Source organism: Flagellimonas sp. (assembly GCF_965601775.1).
Lineage (GTDB): Bacteria > Bacteroidota > Bacteroidia > Flavobacteriales > Flavobacteriaceae > Flagellimonas.
Window position 1 is genome coordinate 1,304,213 of the sequence record NZ_OZ271837.1, and the last position, 20,058, is coordinate 1,324,270.

General features: G+C 41.1%; 11 protein-coding genes. 3 read left to right on the forward strand and 8 right to left on the reverse strand.

The annotated features are described in order from the left end of the window. The first annotated feature begins 30 nt into the window (after positions 1–30). Positions 31–3,294: a two-component regulator propeller domain-containing protein gene (locus ACSLUF_RS06205; RefSeq protein WP_435625239.1), complete on the forward strand. Its 3,264-nt coding sequence runs from the start codon at positions 31–33 to the stop codon at positions 3,292–3,294. A 43-nt stretch (positions 3,295–3,337) separates the two neighbouring features. Here the strand turns inward: ACSLUF_RS06205 and ACSLUF_RS06210 are convergent, their stop codons facing one another. Beyond that, positions 3,338–6,484 (reverse strand): WD40/YVTN/BNR-like repeat-containing protein, encoded by a 3,147-nt coding sequence (locus ACSLUF_RS06210; RefSeq protein WP_435625240.1) that lies wholly within the window; start codon positions 6,482–6,484, stop codon positions 3,338–3,340. A 174-nt stretch (positions 6,485–6,658) separates the two neighbouring features. Here ACSLUF_RS06210 and ACSLUF_RS06215 point away from each other — a divergent pair, with 174 nt between their 5' ends. After that, the gene (locus ACSLUF_RS06215) at positions 6,659–9,766 is read left to right on the forward strand and encodes a hypothetical protein (RefSeq protein ID WP_435625241.1); all 3,108 of its coding nucleotides are present in this window, start codon (positions 6,659–6,661) and stop codon (positions 9,764–9,766) included. A gap of 157 nt (positions 9,767–9,923) precedes the next feature. After that, on the forward strand, positions 9,924–11,270 hold the full coding sequence (locus tag ACSLUF_RS06220; RefSeq protein WP_435625242.1) for an SH3 domain-containing protein: 1,347 nt from the start codon (positions 9,924–9,926) through the stop codon (positions 11,268–11,270). A 56-nt stretch (positions 11,271–11,326) separates the two neighbouring features. Here ACSLUF_RS06220 and folE read toward each other — a convergent pair whose 3' ends face one another. The 7 genes from folE to thrA form a co-directional block, all read right to left on the reverse strand. Continuing rightward, positions 11,327–12,031, reverse strand: coding sequence for a GTP cyclohydrolase I FolE (folE, locus tag ACSLUF_RS06225; RefSeq protein ID WP_435625243.1), 705 nt, complete (start codon positions 12,029–12,031; stop codon positions 11,327–11,329). 264 nt (positions 12,032–12,295) lie between these two features. Further along, entirely contained in the window at positions 12,296–13,117 is an 822-nt protein-coding gene (locus tag ACSLUF_RS06230) for a sugar nucleotide-binding protein (RefSeq protein WP_435625244.1), read from the reverse strand. A gap of 3 nt (positions 13,118–13,120) precedes the next feature. After that, positions 13,121–14,035: a glutaminase gene (locus ACSLUF_RS06235; RefSeq protein ID WP_435625245.1), complete on the reverse strand. Its 915-nt coding sequence runs from the start codon at positions 14,033–14,035 to the stop codon at positions 13,121–13,123. After that, a complete protein-coding gene (gcvT, locus tag ACSLUF_RS06240; protein WP_435625246.1) occupies positions 14,035–15,120 on the reverse strand; it encodes a glycine cleavage system aminomethyltransferase GcvT in 1,086 nt (361 codons plus the stop codon). Before gcvT ends, ACSLUF_RS06235 begins: the two co-directional genes overlap by 1 nt. A 104-nt stretch (positions 15,121–15,224) precedes the next feature. Further along, positions 15,225–16,520 carry a threonine synthase gene (gene thrC, locus ACSLUF_RS06245; RefSeq protein ID WP_435625247.1) on the reverse strand — a complete coding sequence of 432 codons (1,296 nt, stop codon included), beginning with the start codon at positions 16,518–16,520 and terminating at the stop codon, positions 15,225–15,227. Positions 16,521–16,522: 2 nt separating this feature from the next. Then, positions 16,523–17,446, reverse strand: coding sequence for a homoserine kinase (locus ACSLUF_RS06250; protein ID WP_435625248.1), 924 nt, complete (start codon positions 17,444–17,446; stop codon positions 16,523–16,525). A 1-nt stretch (position 17,447) separates the two neighbouring features. Continuing rightward, positions 17,448–19,892: a bifunctional aspartate kinase/homoserine dehydrogenase I gene (gene thrA, locus ACSLUF_RS06255; RefSeq protein WP_435625249.1), complete on the reverse strand. Its 2,445-nt coding sequence runs from the start codon at positions 19,890–19,892 to the stop codon at positions 17,448–17,450. Between the last annotated feature and the right edge of the window lie 166 nt (positions 19,893–20,058).

Below are 20,058 nucleotides of genomic sequence, written 5' to 3' on the forward strand. Positions count from 1 at the left end.
ATTTTTCAACTTTTGAGATTTACCAGTTCTATGGGCAGTTTACCATTGAAATCGATACTGTTATATTTTTTTGGCCTATTTGGCTTACTGATTTCCGCCCAAAAAGTATCGGAGACCCCTCCTGTTTTCCAACACTTGGAAACAGGACTGTCCCAAAACTCAGCGACACAGATATTTGAAGATAGTTCTGGTTTTCTCTGGATTGGGACACCTAACGGATTGAATAAATATGACGGTACGGAATTTCAGGTATTTGACAAAAGTGTTGATGGTAATATCGGATTGACCGATGGATATATTGAAAGCATATATGAAGACCCTGATGGAGTCCTGTATATTGGAACAAATCAAGGATTAAACCAATATGACCGAAAGTTCAATACCGTTAAGCCTTTTCCGTTTCAAGCCAAAGGCCAATTTTTACAAACCAAGTATATTGGTGCGATAGCACGTTCTCACAATTGGTTATGGTTGGGTACTGATAATAGTGGAGTATACAGATATGATCTGAAAAATGGGGAAACCCAACAAATACGTTTTGATGAGATTTATAGAAATGGACCCAGCAATCATTACATAGTTGAGCTCTTCCCTTTAAAACAGGATAAATTGATGATCGTTACGCAAGCATCGATTTATGTCATCAGCAATGAGTTACAGGTAATATCCCAAATTACAGAACCACAAGACCTAAGCAGCGCTTACAAAGTTTCGGAAGATTTGTACATGCTTGGATCCCATGATGGTAAACTCATTGAACTTAAGGTCCAACCAGATTTTGAATTGAATGCTAAACAAATACCGATATGTCCAGGCCATGCCATTTTATCCATAGCACAGGACAATGATGGAAAAATATGGTTGGGAAGCGAAAATTCTGGCTTATCTATATACAATCCCAAAAATGGAGATATAACCAATATCAAGGCCGACATTACTACTCCGAATTCGATTTCTAGCAACTCTATTTGGTCTATCCATAAAGCGGGAAATGGTGTGATGTGGATGGGACCTTTTAAAAAGGGTTTAAGTTTTTATGACCCTGAGTATTATAAATTCAAACACTACAAAACGAACCCATTTAATTCCAATTCGCTGAATAACAATCTAGTCAACAGCTTTTTGGAAGATGATAAAGGAAACCTTTGGATAGGTACAGACGGGGGAGGCCTTAACTACTGGAATCGGAAACAAAACAGCTTTGAATCTTTTTCGTTGGCGAATGGAAAACTCAATACCGATGTGGTACTGTCATTATTGAGAGACGAGGAAAATAAACTTTGGGTAGGTTCGTGGGCCCACGGATTGGCCATACTGGACCTTGAAACCATGGATTTTCAGGCATGGAATAAGTCGAATTCTTTTTTGGGTTCCAACAATGTCACGGATATGTTACAAGACAAAAAGGGGCGTATTTGGATTGTAACTCTTTTCGGGGGAGTACATGTTTACTTCCCAAAAAGCAAAACGTATCAACACATAAGTGTCAGATCAGAAAAAGACGGTTCGGAAACCATAACCATTGCGCGACTTTTTGAGGACCGAAATGGTCAGATTTGGGTTGGCTCCCAAACTTCGGGACTGTTTAGACTTCAGGAATATGAAAATAAATGGGTCCCAGTACACTATTATGCCTTGCATGCTAAAAGATCAATAAACAATGATTTTATAAATACCATGGCGGAGGATAAAAACGGCAATTTCTGGGTAGGCACCCAAGGGGGATTGAACAAATACATTCGCCAATCGGATTCATTCATTTCAATCACGAAAAAAGATGGCCTACCTAATGATGCCATCAAGGGTATTGTTCCAGACGATGAAGGGTATTTATGGCTTAGCACGGGAAAAGGGGTTGTCAGATATCTTCCCGAAACCAATGAGATTGTCAAATATGATGTGAATGATGGTCTACAGGGAAATGAATTCAACGCGGCTTCCTATTACAAAACTTCATCGGGAGAATTGCTGTTTGGGGGAAGCAATGGGTTTAATATTTTTAAACCTGAAGAAGTCTTGAAAAGACAGGATATCCCAGAGGTCTTTATTTCAAATCTCCGTATTTTCAACAAGAGTGTATCCCCCAATGATACGTTTGGTGTTTTAGAAAAGGACATCAGTCAAACGGATACATTGGTTTTGGCCTATAACCAAGATGTAGTTGATTTTGAATTTCATGCATTGACCTATCGACATCCTGAACGGGTTCAATTTGCCTATTATTTGGAGGGTTTTGAAACGGAATGGAATTATGTCGGTAGCAATCAACATGCAACCTATACCAGTTTGAACCCAGGTAAGTACACTTTGCGAATCAAATCCACAAATTCAGATGGTGTTTGGGTAAACAACGAAACCAAATTAGCGCTACAAATAACCCCGCCATATTGGAAAACATGGTGGTTTAAAATGCTTATTACCGTCCTTGGCGTTAGTACGGTCTTTTTGATTTATCAGCTGAGAATCCGCAGATTAAAAAGAAATCAGGTAAAACTGGAAAAAGAAATTGACCAGCGCACCAAAGAATTGCAACAAAAGCACAAGAAGCTGATGGCCGCGGCAGACCAACTGTCTCTAAAAAACGAAGAGATACAACGTTTTGCCTTTTCCGTTTCACATGATTTAAAAAGTCCATTGAACAGCATCCAAGGTATTGCTAGCCTCATTCCTATGGAATTGGATATGCAAAAACATCCTGAAATGCAGGAATATGTTACCTACATTGACGAAACCTGTGATGTCATGAACAACTTGATTACGGATATCACCAAAATTGCAAAACTTGGTAAAATAGAAAACAAGTTCGAATTGCTAAATACCAATGAAATCTTGGAAATCGCCCGAAGTCTTACCCAGGGTAGGATGGCAGATTCCAATACCAAATTGCACATTGAAAAGAACTTGCCGAACATTTTAGGCGATAGGAACAGGATGATACAGGTATTTGAAAACCTGTTGGATAACGCCATCAAGTACATGGGCAATCAAAAATCTCCTGCTATCCGGATAGAAGCTGAAAAGCACGGAGATGAAGACCGCTTTAGAGTCATTGATAACGGTTCAGGACTTGATGAAAATGAACTGAATAAACTATTTGTTCCTTTCGAACGCTTTGATGGCAGCGTGGAAGGTTCGGGGCTTGGACTTTATATGGTAAAGAAGATTATAGAAGCACATCACGGAACCATAACGGCCAAATCCGAAGGCAAGGGTAGGGGAACCACTTTCATAATAGCCCTACCTCACAACCAGAAAACCTCGTCCCGAGAGGAGAAAGGGGTATCCCACTTTTAACATCTTTGTTAGCTCAGGTATTTCCTGAGTTAATTATCGTTGGTTATCTCTTAGTGGAAATCATTTTCATTTCACTTTCTGAGATTTGTCCGTTGATTTTTGAAATATGACCATCCATTAGTTGCTTCAATGCGGTAATTTCAGTATCCAGTTCCTTGGTAACTTCTACAAAGAATTGTTGGGATTGGTCGGTAGGTGGATAATCTCCACGTTGCGAATCGGTCATTAAGAAGGCCAAACGATTATTGATTCGAATCCCATAGTTTAAGGGATCCTGTCGGCTTTGATTCTTGGTCATATGGATGTTGTTTTCAATGACATCCAATTTTGATTCAAAGTCAGCTATCATCTCTTTTAACCCAGGTTTCAACCCAGATTTTCCTTTGAGGTATTTCAAGTCCTTTTTCACCGTTCTGATATCTATAATTGCAGCATTTGCCTTGCTCACTTCATCCCTAACTTTCATTAAGAAATCAAACTGCTTTTGATAATCATCCTTCGAATTGGGCATTCGAGGGTCTTTGACTATGGTTAGGACTTGTTCTGAAGTCTGTCCGTTGTAATTCATTCGTACCCTATAATCACCAGGTACCGCTTTGGGCCCAAGATTGGGAGAGGAATAAAATACCATGCCCTTAAAGGCTTTATACCCAGGGTACCGCATATCCCAAATCAATCGATTACCACCAGATTGGACCTTTAAAGGTTTATCCGCTGCTGGGTTTAACTTGTCCTCTTTGGCAACATTGGAAAAGCGTTGAATCAATGTGCCATCCGTTTCTAAAATCTCAATGGATACCGTATCGTTTTCCCCGCTGTTTTTAATGTAGTAGTTGATTATTGCTCCATTTGGATGGTTCTCACCAACCAATTTGGTATTCGGCTTTCGCCATCCGCCTTGTTGCATACGATAGGCCTGGTCGGGTTTGAAAAGATAAAATTCTGCATTCGCTACGTCATTTGATAGTTGGTGTAGCGGAGTTAGGTCATCAATCATCCAAAAACTGCGGCCATGGGTAGCAGCAATCAAATCATTGTCCCTAACATGAAGGTCACGGATTGAAGTTATGGGTAGGTTTAGCTGAAAAGGAGACCAGCTGGCTCCGTCGTCAAACGAAACATACATGCCCCATTCGGTTCCTGCGTAGAGCAAACCTTCCCTTACCTTATCTGAGCGAATAGCACGTGTATAGTGATTGCTTTTGATTCCTTGGGTTATCACCTTCCAAGTTTTGCCATAATCAGAAGTCTTGTAAAGATATGGCGTGTAATCACCAAACTTGTATGAAGTAGCTGCCACATAGGCCGTTCCTTTTTTGAAAGGACTGGGGTCTATGCAATTAATCATATTGAGTTTTGGACTCATACCTGCGGGTGGGGTGATATTTTCCCAATTTTGTCCATTATCTCTTGAAATGTGAATTAATCCATCATCACTTCCAACCCAAATTACCCCTTCTTCCAGCGGAGATTCATTAATGGCAAAAAGATTGGAATAGAATTCGGCACCGGTATTGTCTTGGGTAATAGGTCCACCAGAGGATTTAATAGTTTCCGGTAAACCGCGAGTAAGGTCTGGAGAAATAGTTTTCCAAGTTTGTCCTTCATTGGTGGTTGCATGCAAGAAATTGGAGCCAGCGTACAATGTATTGTCATCATGAATACTAAACTTGACCGGGAAATTCCAGTTGAAACGATATTTCATGACCTCTGCCCCAGAACCTGCGGGGTTATCCGGCCATATATTGATGGAACGCGTTTGGTCAACCGAATGGTCTTTACGCATCATGTATCCTTTATAGGTGCCTCCATAAACCACATCATTGTTCTTTGGGTCAGGCGCAAGGTGGGCGCTTTCGCCTCCAGCTGAAGGTTCCCAGTCCCTTTCCGTAATACCAGAACCTGATGTACGATGGGAAATCCGAACCGTACTATTGTCCTGCTGAGCCCCATAGATTCTGTAGGGAAAAGAATTATCTGTTGTAACACGGTAGAACTGGGCTGTCGGTTGGTTATGATAGGTGGTCCAGTTCTCTCCTCCATCATTGGAAACCTGGGCGCCTCCGTCATCAGCTATGACCATTCTATTGTTATTGTTGGGATCTATCCATAAGTCATGATGGTCTCCGTGAGGTGCATTTTTTAACGTAAAGGTTTTTCCTCCATCGGTGGAAACTCCATAGCTCACATTCATCACATAAACCTTGTCTTTGTTCTGCGTGTCTGCATAGATTCGGCTGTAGTACCACGCCCTTTGTCGCAAAGCTCTGTTTTCGTTTATTTTTTTCCAGGTTTTTCCAGCGTCCTCTGAACGGAAAACCCCACCATCCTCAGCTTCAATAATGGCCCAGACCCTGTTGGAATCAACGGGGGAAACCGCAATACCTACAATACCCCAAGGTCCTTTAGGCAAACCTTTATATTTTGAAATATCGGTCCAAGTATCCCCTCCATCGATGCTTTTGAACATTTTACTATCAGGCCCTCCACTATCCATTCGATATCCGTTTCGTTTCATCTCCCAGGTAGCTGCATATAAAATTCGAGGGTTGTTCGGGTCGAAAATCAAATCACCAGCTCCAGCCTTATCACTTTCGTAAAGTATTTTTTCCCAATTTTCACCACCATCTTGGGAACGATACACCCCACGAGTCTCGTTAGGTTTCCACAGATTTCCGATAGCAGCCGCATAGACCAAGTCAGGGTTTGTGGGATGAATTCGAATCCTTGAAATGTGCTCCGACCCCTCAAGACCAATAAATTTCCAAGTTTCTCCAGCATCCAGACTTTTCCAAACCCCATGTCCTGAGGAAACGTTACCGCGAAGGGTCTGTTCTCCTTCACCTACATAAATTACATTAGGGTCCGATTCTGAAACGGCAACAGCGCCAATTGAGCCACCGAAATATCCATCAGAGATGCAGCTCCAAGTGTTCCCTGCATCTGTTGTTTTCCAGACACCGCCACCTGCGGTCCCCATATAATACAGGTTTGGATTGTCCAAAACTCCTGAAGCAGTTCCTGCGCGACCTCCCCTAAAAGGGCCGACCAAACGCCATTGCATGGAGTTGTACAACGATTCAGAATACTTTACAGTGTTTGTATTTCTATTCTTTTTGCGTTGGGCAAATAAATTAGTTGTTGGAGAGATGAATAAAATCAGTAATGAGAAGAGGAAAAATCGTTTCATAGAGTGTTGTTCTTAGCTGTTCTAAAAATAACCATTTTTAAGTTTAAAAATGGTTGGGATACTTATAATGGGCAAGGGACTACAAAATTTGCGATACTAGGTTTTAGTCCTTCCTTTTTTCTTCGATTTTGGCTATTTTGTTAGACATTTTACAACTGACTAATTCTTTCCAATATGAAACATGCAATTTTACTGTGTGCGGTATCCCTTTTACTGCAGACCCACTTTACGTTTTCCCAAAGTAATGCATACGCAGATGCATTGAAATCCTATGAATGGAGGGCCATCGGCCCAGCCAATATGGGAGGGCGGGTCACGGATATTGATGGTATTCCAGGTGATGCTAGTACTTTCTACGTTTCTGGAGCGGATGGTGGAATTTTTAAAACGACCAACGGGGGAGTGAATTTTACACCCATTTTCGAAGGACAACGGGCTTATTCCATTGGGGCCTTAACCATAGCACCTTCTGACCCAAATGTACTGTGGGTAGGTACCGGAGAAGGCGACCCAAGGAACAGTGTAGGTTATGGGTTGGGCGTGTATCGCTCAGTGGACGCGGGTAAAAGTTGGACGCATCTCGGTTTAAAGGAAACCGAAAGAATAAAAAGAATAGTGGTGGACCCCAATAATCCTGATGTTGCTTGCGTATGTGCTCTAGGGAAAGAGTGGGGGGCTAATGCTGAAAGAGGAGTGTTCAAAACCATGGATGGCGGTAAAAACTGGAAGAAAATCTTATATATCGATGAAGATACGGGTTGTGCCGATATCGCAATGGAATTAAGCAATCCGCGTATCATGTATGCCGGTATGTGGACTTTTAGACGCAGGCCTTGGCGATTTGATGATGGTGGTAAGGAAACCGCAGTTTATCGCACTATGGATGGGGGTGAAACTTGGGAGAAAATCATGAATGGACTTCCAGAAAAGCCCATGGCGCGCCCTGGCATTCATATTGCAAAGAGCCAACCCAATATCATTTACCTTATGACCGAGTTTCAAGGCGGGGGTACGGTATTTCGGTCAGAAGACCGGGGGGATAATTGGGTTATGGTGAATGATGACCCCAATATTAATTTTCGTCCCTTCTATTATAGCGATGTCAGAGTGGACCCCAATAATCCCGATATTCTTTTTTCAATTTCGGGTAGGCTTAGCCGTTCCGAGGATGGGGGTAAAACCTGGGAGCGCATCGCCACCACGGTACATGGAGATCACCAGGCGCTTTGGATTGACCCAACGAACTCGAAATACATTTTAAATGGTAGCGATGGAGGGTATCAAATATCCTACGATGGCGGAGATAGTTGGGAAATAATAAATAATGTGGAGTTGTCACAGTTCTATCAAATTTTTATTGATAACAAGGACCCTTATAATGTATATGGTGGTTTGCAGGACAACGGCACTTGGGTAGGTCCTAGTAACTCTCTGTATTCAGCAGGGATATTGAAACGCCACTGGAAAGGTCTAGCTTATGGTGATGGGTATTATGCGGTGCCCATCCCTGGAAGCGAACATGAAGTGTATGCCAATCTCCAAGGCGGAGTTATCTTTCATGTGGATTCCCGCCATGGCAATGTACGCAACATTCATCCCTATCCAAAAATTATTGGGTCAGCAGGAGATGCGATTGAAAATCACAAGTACCGTTTTAATTGGGATGCCCCTATTGTTATTTCACCACACGATAATAACACGGTGTATACTGGGGGTAATGTTGTTTTTCGGTCAAAAGATCGCGGTCATAGCTGGGACCAAATCAGTGGAGATTTGACTACGAATGACAAATCCAAACAAAAGACATCCGGAGGGGAAATTTATCAAGATAACACCGCGGCTGAATTCCATTGTACCATTCTTTATATTGATGAATCACCAGCAGAAAGTGGAGTGATATGGGTTGGAACTGATGATGGCAATGTACAACTTACTCGAGATGGAGGTGAGACTTGGACAAAACTAAACGACCGAATTAAAGGGTTGCCTGAATTTGCATGGGTATCCAAAATCCATGCTTCAGAGCACGATGCGGGTACCGCATTTGTGACTGTAGACCAGCATAGAATGGATGACTTCCGCCCCTATATTTTTATGACCACGGATTATGGTCGGTCGTGGACCAAAATCAGCAATGGACTTCCGCAAGATGACTATGTTAAGGTTACTAGACAGGACCCCATCAATCCCAACTTGTTGTACGCGGGAATGGAGCATGGGATATTTGCCAGTTGGGATAAGGGTAAAACCTGGTCCAAAATCAATAATAACTTGCCTAATGTCTCTGTGCGCGACCTTCGTATTCAAGCCAGGGACCGAGATTTGATTGTAGGAACCCACGGGAGAGGGGCTTGGATTTTAGATGACATCAGACCGCTTCAAGAAATAGGCGATACTAAGGGCAAATCCACCCATCTATTTCCGGTGCGAAGGTCTACCTTATGGCATATGTATTGGAGGATAGAGAATTTGGGGGACCGTCATTATAAGGCTAAGAATCCCGATTATGGAGCGAATATTAACTTTTATCTTTCCGAAGGAAAAAAGAAAACTGTCACTGTCGAGATTGTCGATGAATCTGGAAATGTAATTAGAACTTTAAAAGATTCTACAGCCAAAAAAGGGGTAAACCGAATCGTTTGGGATTTGGGACATGAAGCCGCCACAAAATTGAAAAATAACCCAGGAGGAGGCTTCTTCTCAGGACCTATGCACCCCTATGTTTCCCCTGGTTTGTATACGGCAAGGCTGAAAGTGGATGGGGAAGTGTTGGAAACCCCAATTGAAGTTCGTGCTGACCCGAGGATGGATCTTACCCCTCAAGACTATGCATCGAAAACCAAAACACTGCTGGAACTTCGGGAGCTGTTGTCCCAAACAAATACGATGATTAACAACTCCGTCACCTATCAAACCCAATTGAAGGAGTTGAAGAATAAATTGGAACATAATAAAGGTCAAGGTGTGGACAAAGCATTATTTGACGATATCGAAGGTGCCCTAGAAAGTATTGCTGATTTGCAGGACGATATTTTGAAAAGGCCACCTCCAGCAATGACCTATAGGCAGCGGCCAAGACTTCGTGAGGAGATTCGTTCTTTGATGCGCGCCGTTAACGGGGCTTTTGCAAAACCAACAGAACCCCAGATTGCACGTTTGGCGCAATTGAAAGGGGAAGTCAATGATGCCAAAAGTGTATTGAATGGAATTGTAAATGGAGAAATTCAGAAAATCAATAGTAAAACACAAAACATCCCTCAGATTTCAGTGGGAAATAAATAGCGGAAAGGTTTAAGGGAGCATGGAATTTGCTCCCTTATTATTTTTAGTCCTGTTTTATTTTGAAAAGTAATTTTCAATGCCCTAATTTTCCCTAACGAATAACATACCATTCTATATGCGAGCTTCTTTATTAATCATGCTATTCATTTTGCTAGGAATGTGTAGTTGCAGAACTGAAGGTAAAAAAGAAGCTATTGTTGATATTACTACCTATTCCTATGAAGATATTGAATATCCCAAAACGGCCATTCAAATCCCAGATTCGGTAAAGAATAAGTTTGGTGAGAACTTTTTTTTACCCTGGGAAAAATCACCTCAGGAGTTGTTTTCTTCCTTAGATATGTTAGCAGGGAAAAAAATCTCTTATTTAGAAAAATATCTTGATGACGATGCTTGGTACGGGGAGAACAAAAAGCCCCATAAAAGAGTACATAGACAGAAAATTGTTGAAAATGCGGATGTCCAAACATTTCCCAACTTTCAAAAAACGGGAATAACCATTTCTCATACTGATTTAAGAAGAATCCCAACGAATAGACCCGGTTTTGATACCTATTCAAAGGCGGGAGAAGGTTACCCTTTTGATTATTTTCAAGAAACAGCTTTATGGGCCAACACCCCTGTTTTCATAGCCCACATCTCAAAGGACAAACAATGGTGCTATGTGATTAGTCCCTATTACAAAGGCTGGGTATCGATGCGTGATATTGCCGTTGTGGATGAGGATTTCGTGCAACAATGGTCTTCGGTCGGTTATTGCTTTCCTTTATCTGATGGTGTAAGTCTAACTGAATCTAATTCCAACTATGCTGTCAATGCTAAAATTGGAATGGTATTGCCCTTTGAAGAAATTTCGAACAATCCGGAGAGCGTATTGGTATATTATGCCAATTCGGATGAAAATCAAAATGCAAAAATTTTAAAAGCAGAGGTGGCCAGAAGTTCTTTGGCGTTTGATGATTTCCAATTTAATGGGCCCAATCTCAAACAATTGGTCGCTGAGTTGGCTGGTAAACCATACGGTTGGGGAGGTAACCTGGAGAATCGGGATTGCTCGTCCATGATTCGGGATTTATTGGGAACTTTTAGAATATGGTTACCCAGGGATTCCAAGGACCAAATGAGTATAGGAGATAAGTACGAATTTCCGGAAACTACAGATGAAAAGGTTAGGCTTATTCAAGAGAAAGGCATTCCCTTTTTAACCATTTTGAGAAAGAAGGGACACAATATGTTATATGTGGGAGATGCGCCCAACGGGGAACCTTTAATTCTTCATGCCATTTGGGGGTTAAAAACTTCTTACACCAACGAGCAATTGGCCCATTTTTTAGACCAGTATCCTATTGAGGGTATTCACCAAGAAGAAGATGGCAAACTTAAGGGTAGGTATATCATCGGGGAATCTGTAATTACCTCGGTACATATTGGTACCGAAAATAGTGACATACCCATTCCCTTAATTGATGAAATGTATACTATGACCAATGTTCTTGGCAATTAAATACCAAAAAGCAAAGGTCATAGTCTACTCTTTAAATGCTTTTTTTACAATTACATTTAGTTATTGATGTAATTGTAGAGTTCCTGTACTTTTTCAGGATTTTGGAATTTCCCCCCGTAGAACGAGGTTACCGTTGCAGAAGTATCATCTTTAACTCCCCGAGAGGAAACGCAAAGGTGCTTGGCATCGATAATCACAGCCACATCTTCCGTCTCCAAAATGGATTGAAGCTCTAGAGCTATCTGATTGGTCAACCTTTCCTGTACTTGTGGACGCTTTGCGTAGTATTGCACAATCCGGTTTAATTTTGAAAGTCCAATAACCTTTCCTGACGAGATGTATGCTATATGAGCCTTCCCTATAATTGGTACAAAGTGATGTTCACAGTTGGAATAGAAAGAAATATCTTTTTCCACCAACATCTGGTTATATTGGTACTTGTTATCAAAAAGGGCAACCTTGGGTTTATTGTCAGGATTAAGCCCTGAGAATATTTCATCAATGTACATTTTTGCCACCCGATTTGGAGTGCCTTTCAGGGAATCATCATTCAAATCCAACCCCATGACATCCATGATTTGGGCAAATAATTTGGATATTTCCTCTTTTTTCTCATCATCACTGAGATGAAAAGCATCCGCCTTCATAGGCGTTTCTATACCCGTGTATAAGTGGTCATCACCAATCTCATCATCGGTTAAGCGGTTCAGTAAGTCTTCGGAGTTTAAGTAATCTTCTAGTGCGAGTTCTTGATTTTTCATCTTTTTTAATTCCAGTGAGGTCATAACCGACCCCCAGTTCAATTAAATTTGTTTTCAAGCTCTAAGCTAAGTATTTTGTTTAACTAATTTTGTTAAAGTTTAAACAATTTTATTTTGTGTTTTTAATTAGAGCAGCTTAAGAGCATCTCTTTTGTTTTGATTAGTCGTAGTAAATACTACCAAACTAACATGTCTAGCTCAAAAATAATGCCAATCCAAAAGACCTATATGTCTTTAGAGTTTTCTCTTAAAAAAGTCCGGGAATTACTCAACCATTAGGTGATGGTCAATGATTTCTTGAAACCCTATTCTTAGGTTTTTGGGTAATAGATGGTCTTTTGGTAAAGCAGCTAAATAACGGTCCTCGTTGGTAGTGTAGACCCGCTTTAACAGGGGGTGGAAATTTCCTAAGCGTTTGATAACTTCTTTGATAAAATCCTCATGGTGTACTAAATCTGTACTTCCCAAGTGGAATATTCCTGTTTTGTTTTGATTGATGAGATAATGGATTTGTTGGGTCAGTCGGTCGTCGTTGGTGACGTTGATAATAAGGTTGGGAAATACCTCGATAGGTTCATTGGCTTCCAAGTTTTTTTTAATGTCCCGAATGCGGGGTGAAGTATTACCGAACACCATCGGTACCCTCAAAATAGCTGACTTCTCTTTGGGAAGACGCATAATCATATTCTCTATTTTAATTTTTAATCGCCCATAGACACTTTCCGATAAAGTTTTGTCCATTTCATAAGATGGGAATTTACTATAGGCGTCAAAAACATTTGCTGAGGAAATAAAGTATAGCCGTGCATCGGACATAGCCAAGTATTCCATAAGGTGCTGATGCGCTTGAATCTGGGAAACGAACTTTCCCCGTATTGCAGAGATTATGTATTTGGGTTTTACCCGCTCCAGAATTTGAAAGATATCGTCTTCCTCCAAATCATACTTGAAAAACTGTTGGTTGTCCCTGTAGCTTTTATTGGTAAAATAGGTGCCATAGGTATCAAAATAGGAGTGAAGCTCCCTATATATGGCATTTCCAATAAAACCACTAGCACCCAGAATCAGGATTTTATTCTTTTCCAATAGCTAAAAAATTGAAAGACCACTATCCGTGGTCAGTTTTTCCAATGCCTGTAGACCAAGCTTGGAGTTTCCTTTTTCATTGAGTCCTGGTGACCATGTGACCACACAGAAATTATCGGGAAATACTGCTACTATTCCGCCACCTACACCACTTTTTCCGGGTAGACCCACCCTAAACGCAAATTCTCCAGCTTCATCGTAAAAACCGCAACTTAACATGATGGCATTGATTCGCTTTATCTGGCTAAGGTTGAGGTGTTGATTGTTCTGAAGGCATTTTCCCCTATTGGCAAAGATGTAGAAGGTATTGACCAATTGTTCACAGCTCATGCTTAAAGCACATTGATGAAAGTAAAAATCCAAAACAGTATCCACATCATTTTCCAAATTTCCAAAGGATTTGATAAGGTTGGCGGCAGCGAAATTTCGAAAGCCTGTACTTTTTTCAGATTCCGCCACGGATGTATCATATGTAATTGAAGAATCATTGGCTATGCTCCTAACGTATTCTAGGAATTCAGCTTTCGGGTTCTTAAGTTTTGAAACCAAGATATCAGCGATTACGATAGCTCCGGCATTAATTAGGGGATTCCGGGGCTTACCGTTTTCCTGTTCCAAAAGCGAAAGATGATTAAAAGGGTCCCCAGAGGGCTCTACATCCACTCGTTTCCATAAATCGTCCCCCAAAAGGTCAAAAGCCATGGAAAGAGTCAACACCTTGGTGATACTCTGCACAGAAAATTGCTCTGAGGTATCTCCAGCCCGGAATAGGGTTCCGTTTTTATCCAATAAAGCGATACCAAATTTATTTTTATCAATACAAGCCAGCTGCGGAATATAGGAGGCTATTTTCCCCTTTTCCTGCGTATTCTTTGCTTGAACTGATATGGCATCCAGAATGTTTTGGAAGTTGAGCATTAACCCTTATAAAATGGAAGTTTGATTACCGTGGCAGGCACTTGTTTTTTTCTGATTTGGATAAAAATATCTGAATCGGCCTTTGAAAAATCCTTGGCCACATATCCCAATCCAATCCCTTTTTCCAAAGAAGGGGACATGGTTCCCGAAGTGACGTGACCTATATTATTTCCTTCAGCATCCACAATGTCATATCCTTGCCTTGGAATACCTCTTTCCGTAAGCTCAAAACCTACCAATCTTTTGGTAATTCCAGCTTCTTTTTGCGCTGCCAATGCTTCCGAATTCACAAAATCCTTGGTGAACTTGGTAATCCAACCTAAGCCTGCTTCCAAAGGTGACGTGGTATCATCGATATCATTTCCATATAAACAATAGCCCATTTCCAGTCGTAAAGTGTCCCTTGCCGCCAGTCCGATGGGTTTGATGCCAAAATCTGCCCCAGCTTCCAAAACCTTAACCCAAACCTGCTCCACTTCAGCGTTTTTACAATAAATCTCAAATCCACCTGAGCCGGTGTAGCCCGTAGCAGAGATTATAACATGTTCTATTCCTGCAAAATCGCCTACAACAAAGTTGTAAAATTTGATTTCGGACAAATCAATAGACGATAAGGATTGCATGGCTTCCACGGCTTTTGGACCTTGAATGGCTAAAAGGGAATAGTTGTCAGATATATTCCGCATTTCAGCACCTATTCCTTCATTGTACTTTGAAATATGCGCCCAATCTTTTTCAATATTGGAGGCATTGACAACCAATAAATAGGTCTCCTCTTTTATTTTGTAGACGATAAGGTCATCCACAATTCCTCCAGTTTCATTAGGAAAACAACTGTATTGTGCTTTCCCAACTGTGAGTTTGGATGCGTCATTGGAAGTTACTTTTTGAATTAGTTCAAGTGCTTTAGGCCCTTCGATTAAAAATTCACCCATATGGGAAACGTCAAAGACGCCTACGCCCTTTCTTACCGTTTCATGTTCAATATTAACCCCTTCATAGGAAACCGGCATATTAAAACCAGCAAACGGGACCATTTTCGCACCTAAGGCTTCGTGTACCCCAGTCAATGCAGTATTCTTCATAAACTACTTTTATCTGGGTAAATTTATTGATTTCGGAATACATCCTTTTCCTATTTCCAGGTAATGTTGTGAACAAATGGATGTTAATTCATGTGTACGATTGCCTAACCTTCCAATAGAAAGTTTTTCAACTCTGCATACGTATCGATTTGAATGGAATGCTTGGTTTTGCCAAGAACTTTTTCAATTTGGGGCGGAATTTCAATTTCAATATCCAAAGTTTCCTTTACAACATCCAAGAATTTCACGGGATGTGCAGTTTCCAAAAAGATTCCATAGGTATTTGGATGCTGTTCTTGATACCTTTTTAAGCCCAGATAGCCCACTGCGCCATGAGGGTCAGCAACATAGCCATTATGGCTGTATAAATCAGTCATAGCTTCCCTAGTTTTTGCATCGGTAAAGGAATAACTCGATAGGTTTTCCTGAAGCTTTCCAAAATCATTCTCGTAAAGATGTTGAATCCGGACAAAATTGCTAGGGTCACCCACATCCATGGCATTGGAAATTGTAGCAGTGGAAGGCTGAGGTATGTACTCACCTTTTTCCATGAATTTTGGTACCACATCATTTACATTCGTAGAAGCTATGAAATGGTTTAGGGGCATTCCCAATTTTTGGGCAACCATCCCTGCGCATATATTTCCAAAGTTTCCCGAAGGAACCGAGAATACGATGGAATCACTTTTGGATTTCACTTCTTTATACGCAAACAAAAAGTAAAACAGTTGTGGTAACCAACGTGCTACATTTATGCTATTGGCGGAAGTCAGTTTTTTGTTTTTCTTAAGTTCCGAATCCAGAAAAGCGGTTTTGACCATCTTTTGGCAGTCGTCAAACGTGCCATTCACTTCCATGGCCACAACGTTCTGCCCAAGGGTGGTGAGCTGTTTTTCTTGAATATCACTTACTTTTCCACTAGGATATAAGATAACCACGCGTACCCCTTCAACTCCCAAAAAACCATTGGCAACTGCTCCTCCTGTATCCCCAGAGGTGGCCACAAGTACGGTAACTTCAGTATTTTGGTTTTGGGAAAAGTATCCCAAACAATTCGCCATAAACCGCGCACCAACATCCTTAAAGGCCATGGTGGGCCCATGAAAAAGTTCCAAGGTGGCAACGTTTTCTTCTATAGGAACAAGGGGGAAATCAAAATCCAAAACCCTTTCTAGAATTTCTTTCAATTCAGAATCAGGAATATCCTCTTTTACAAATTGATGGATGGCTTTAAAGGCTATTTCATGATGACTCAACTCGTCAATTTGCTCAAAGAACTCACTGGGAAGTGGGTTGATGTTTTTGGGCACATACAAACCTCTATCCGGAGCTATTCCTTGAATAACTGCTTCCTTGAAAGATGCGGTCAGTTTTGGATTGTTTAAACTGTTGTAAACCATACCTAAAAAACCTGTTTTACTCCCAGTTCATTTATTGGGGATACATGAACATCAAATTCAACATCAATGGCTTCATAGACCCTTTCCATAGCTTGTGCCACCTTCTGAGCGGTATCTTCACTTTTACTCAATGCAAAAATTGAGGGGCCAGAACCGGAAATTCCACAGCCCAATGCACCTGCCTCTAGGGATTTTGATTTGATATCATCAAAACCCGGAATTAAAATGGAACGGATAGGTTCTACCACATGGTCCTCCAAAGACCTACTGATCAATTCATAATCACTTTGGAATAGTCCTGCCACCAAACCTCCCAGATTACCCCATTGCTGAATGCCTTTTTGCAAGGTGATATTGGTCTTTAAAATTTTCCGGGAATCCGAAGTCTTTATTTCAATTTGCGGGTGAATCACTGTGGCATATAATTCCTTAGGCGTTGGTAGGGGAACTATATCTAAAGGATTGTATCCACGCACCAGGGTAAAACCACCAAATAGGGCAGGGGCCACATTATCCGCATGGGCCACATCACTGGCCAATCTTTCACCTTCCATTGCAAATTCAACCAATTCCGAAGCAGAAAAAGGGTTCCCTAACAAAGTATTCATGGCCCAAACTGCTCCGGCCGAACTTGCCGCGCTACTTCCAATACCACTTCCTGGCTTTATTTTTTTATAGATTTCAATCTCGAAGCCACCAGTATATTCGGTCTTATCCAATAGGGCCAACCCAGCTACTCCAGCCACATTTTTCTCTGTAGCTGCAGGCAAGTCCTGTCCTGTGATTTTGGTGATTCGGATACCTTTTTCCTCTGTTTTCCGAACGATCATTTCATCACCGACAGCATCCAGTGCAACCCCGAGAACATCAAATCCACAGGATAGGTTGGCGATGGTTGCTGGGCAAAAAACTTTGATTTCTTCCATTTTAAAAGTTTCCGATTCGGATAATATCTGCAAAGATACCGGAAGCTGTCACATCTGCTCCGGCTCCCGCTCCTTTAATAATTAATGGTTGATTAGGATACCTTTCCGTAAAGAACAAAACGATATTATCGCTTCCTTCCAGGTTATAGAAATCGTGTCCCTTTGGAATTTGCTGCAAGCCTACACTAGCTTTTCCATTCTCGAATTGAGCTACGTATTTTAGCTTACAATCCTTATTTTCAGCCTCAGAATATAACTTTTGAAAGTCCTTCTCATACTTTTTTAAAGACTTAAAAAAAGCATCATTGGAACCCGCTTCCAGACTTTCCTGCGGAAGGAAACCATTGTTTTCGATGGCATCCATATCCAGTTGGTTTCCACTTTCGCGAACCAAAATCAAGATTTTTCGCATTACATCTACCCCGCTTAAATCGATAGTAGGGTCCGGCTCGGTATACCCTTCTTCCTGTGCTTGTTTGACCACATCATGTAAAGTAGTGCTACTATCAAATGTATTGAACACAAAATTCAAACTTCCTGAGAGCACAGCTTGTATTTTATGAACTTTATCCCCAGAAACTATCAAGTGCTTTAGGGTATCAATTATTGGAAGCCCGGCGCCTACATTGGTTTCGAACAAGAAGGGTGCATTGTACTTCTTGGAGAGTTGTTTCAGGTTTTGATAGTAATCGTATTCCGAAGAGCAAGCGATTTTGTTACAGGTTACAACAGCGATGCTGTTTTCCAAATAGTTTGGATAGGTCTGGGCAATAGTTTCACTGGCGGTATTGTCAACAAATACGCTGTTCCTGAAATTCAATTGCCGTATTCTTTCAAAGAAAGTATTTGGGTTTGCTTTTTCTCCTTCAGCAAGAACGTTCTGCCAAAGGTTTAAATCTATTCCATCTTCGTCAAAACACATGGTTCTGGAATTGCTCATTCCGATAACCCGGACATTCAGTTTTAATTCTTCCTTCAAGTAATTGGATTGCGAACGAATCTGCTCTATGAATTTGGCACCTACGTTTCCAACACCCATCACAAAGAGATTGAGCTGCTTGATGTTTTCTTCAAAAAAGGTTTCATGCAGGGAATTCAACGCTTTTTTGACGTCTTTTTTGGCTATTACTGCAGATATGTTTCGTTCCGAGGCGCCTTGGGCAATAGCTCGAATATTCACATTGTTTCGCCCCAAAGTGCTGAACATCTGTCCACTCAAACCTTGATGACTTTTCATGTTTTCCCCAACCAATGCCACGATGGCCAAATCTTCCTCTATTTGTAGTGGTTTTATCCTATGGCTCTGCATTTCATAGGCAAAGGTTTCTTCCAAGGCCGACTTTGCTCTTTCGACATCATTATTAGCAATACCCACACAAATGGAGTGTTCTGAAGATGCTTGTGTAATCAGGACAACACTAATATTTTCCAAGGACAAAGTCTCGAAAAACCGCTTGGATATCCCAGGAATTCCAACCAGACCAGGACCTTCCAAAGAAATCAGGCTTATGTTTTCCACATGACTGATTCCTCGAACCGTTTTCTGACTGCCATTGGTGTTTTTTGAAACATGTGTGCCTTCATCTTCAGGAGCGAATGTGTTTTTGATAATAATAGGGATTTCTTTATCCAGAACCGGTTGGATGGTTGGCGGATATAACACCTTTGCTCCGAAATGAGATAGCTCCATGGCTTCTTCATAGCTCAAATGGGAAATGCATTTTGCCTGTTTTACCATTTTCGGATTGGCTGTATACATGCCACTCACATCAGTCCAGATTTCAAGTACATCTGCATTAAGAACGCTAGAAACAATGGCTGCCGAATAATCTGAACCTCCGCGACCTAAAGTTGTGGAGTTTCCTTGTTTACTAGCGGAAATAAAACCCGGTAAAATGGTGACATTGGCTTTGTTCTGATTGAAGTAGGCTTCGCATTTTTCACTGGTTGCTTTAAAGTCAACCTTTCCTTTTCCAAAGGAATCGTCAGTAATAATAAGTTCCCGACTGTCTTTAAATTGAGTATTTAGACCTTCAGCTATGAAGAATTCCGAAATGATGTAGGCGGATAAAAGTTCGCCATATCCCACGATTTTATCGGATAGTTTTGGGGTGACCTCACCAATGAGGTAGGAGCCTTCCACCAAGGTTTCCAAGGTATTTAGGTCGCTTTTAACCTTACTCAACACACTACTCTGTTTTTTTATAGGAATCAGACTTTTAATGGTGTCAATATGCCTTTTCTCAATTTTTTCCAGACTTGCCTTATAATCCAAGTTCTGCTCTGAGGCCAATCGAGAGGTCTCCAAAAGGGTATCGGTAATACCTCCAAAAGCGGATACAATTATGGTTTGGGGTGTTTCACCGTTGTTTTGGATGATTGATTTTACTTTATGTATGTTTTCTGGACTGGCTACAGAAGTGCCACCAAATTTTAAGACTTTCATGAGAGTTTGCTTAGAATGAAATAACTGGACTATAGTTTACGGACGGAAATAATGCATACTTACCCCAAAGGGGTGGTAGTAGTGAAGAAAAAAGAAAAATGTCTCATCGCGTATGCTCCTTACCGTATTTCGCCGGCATGTTATTTTTCAGGGTAAAAGTAGTACT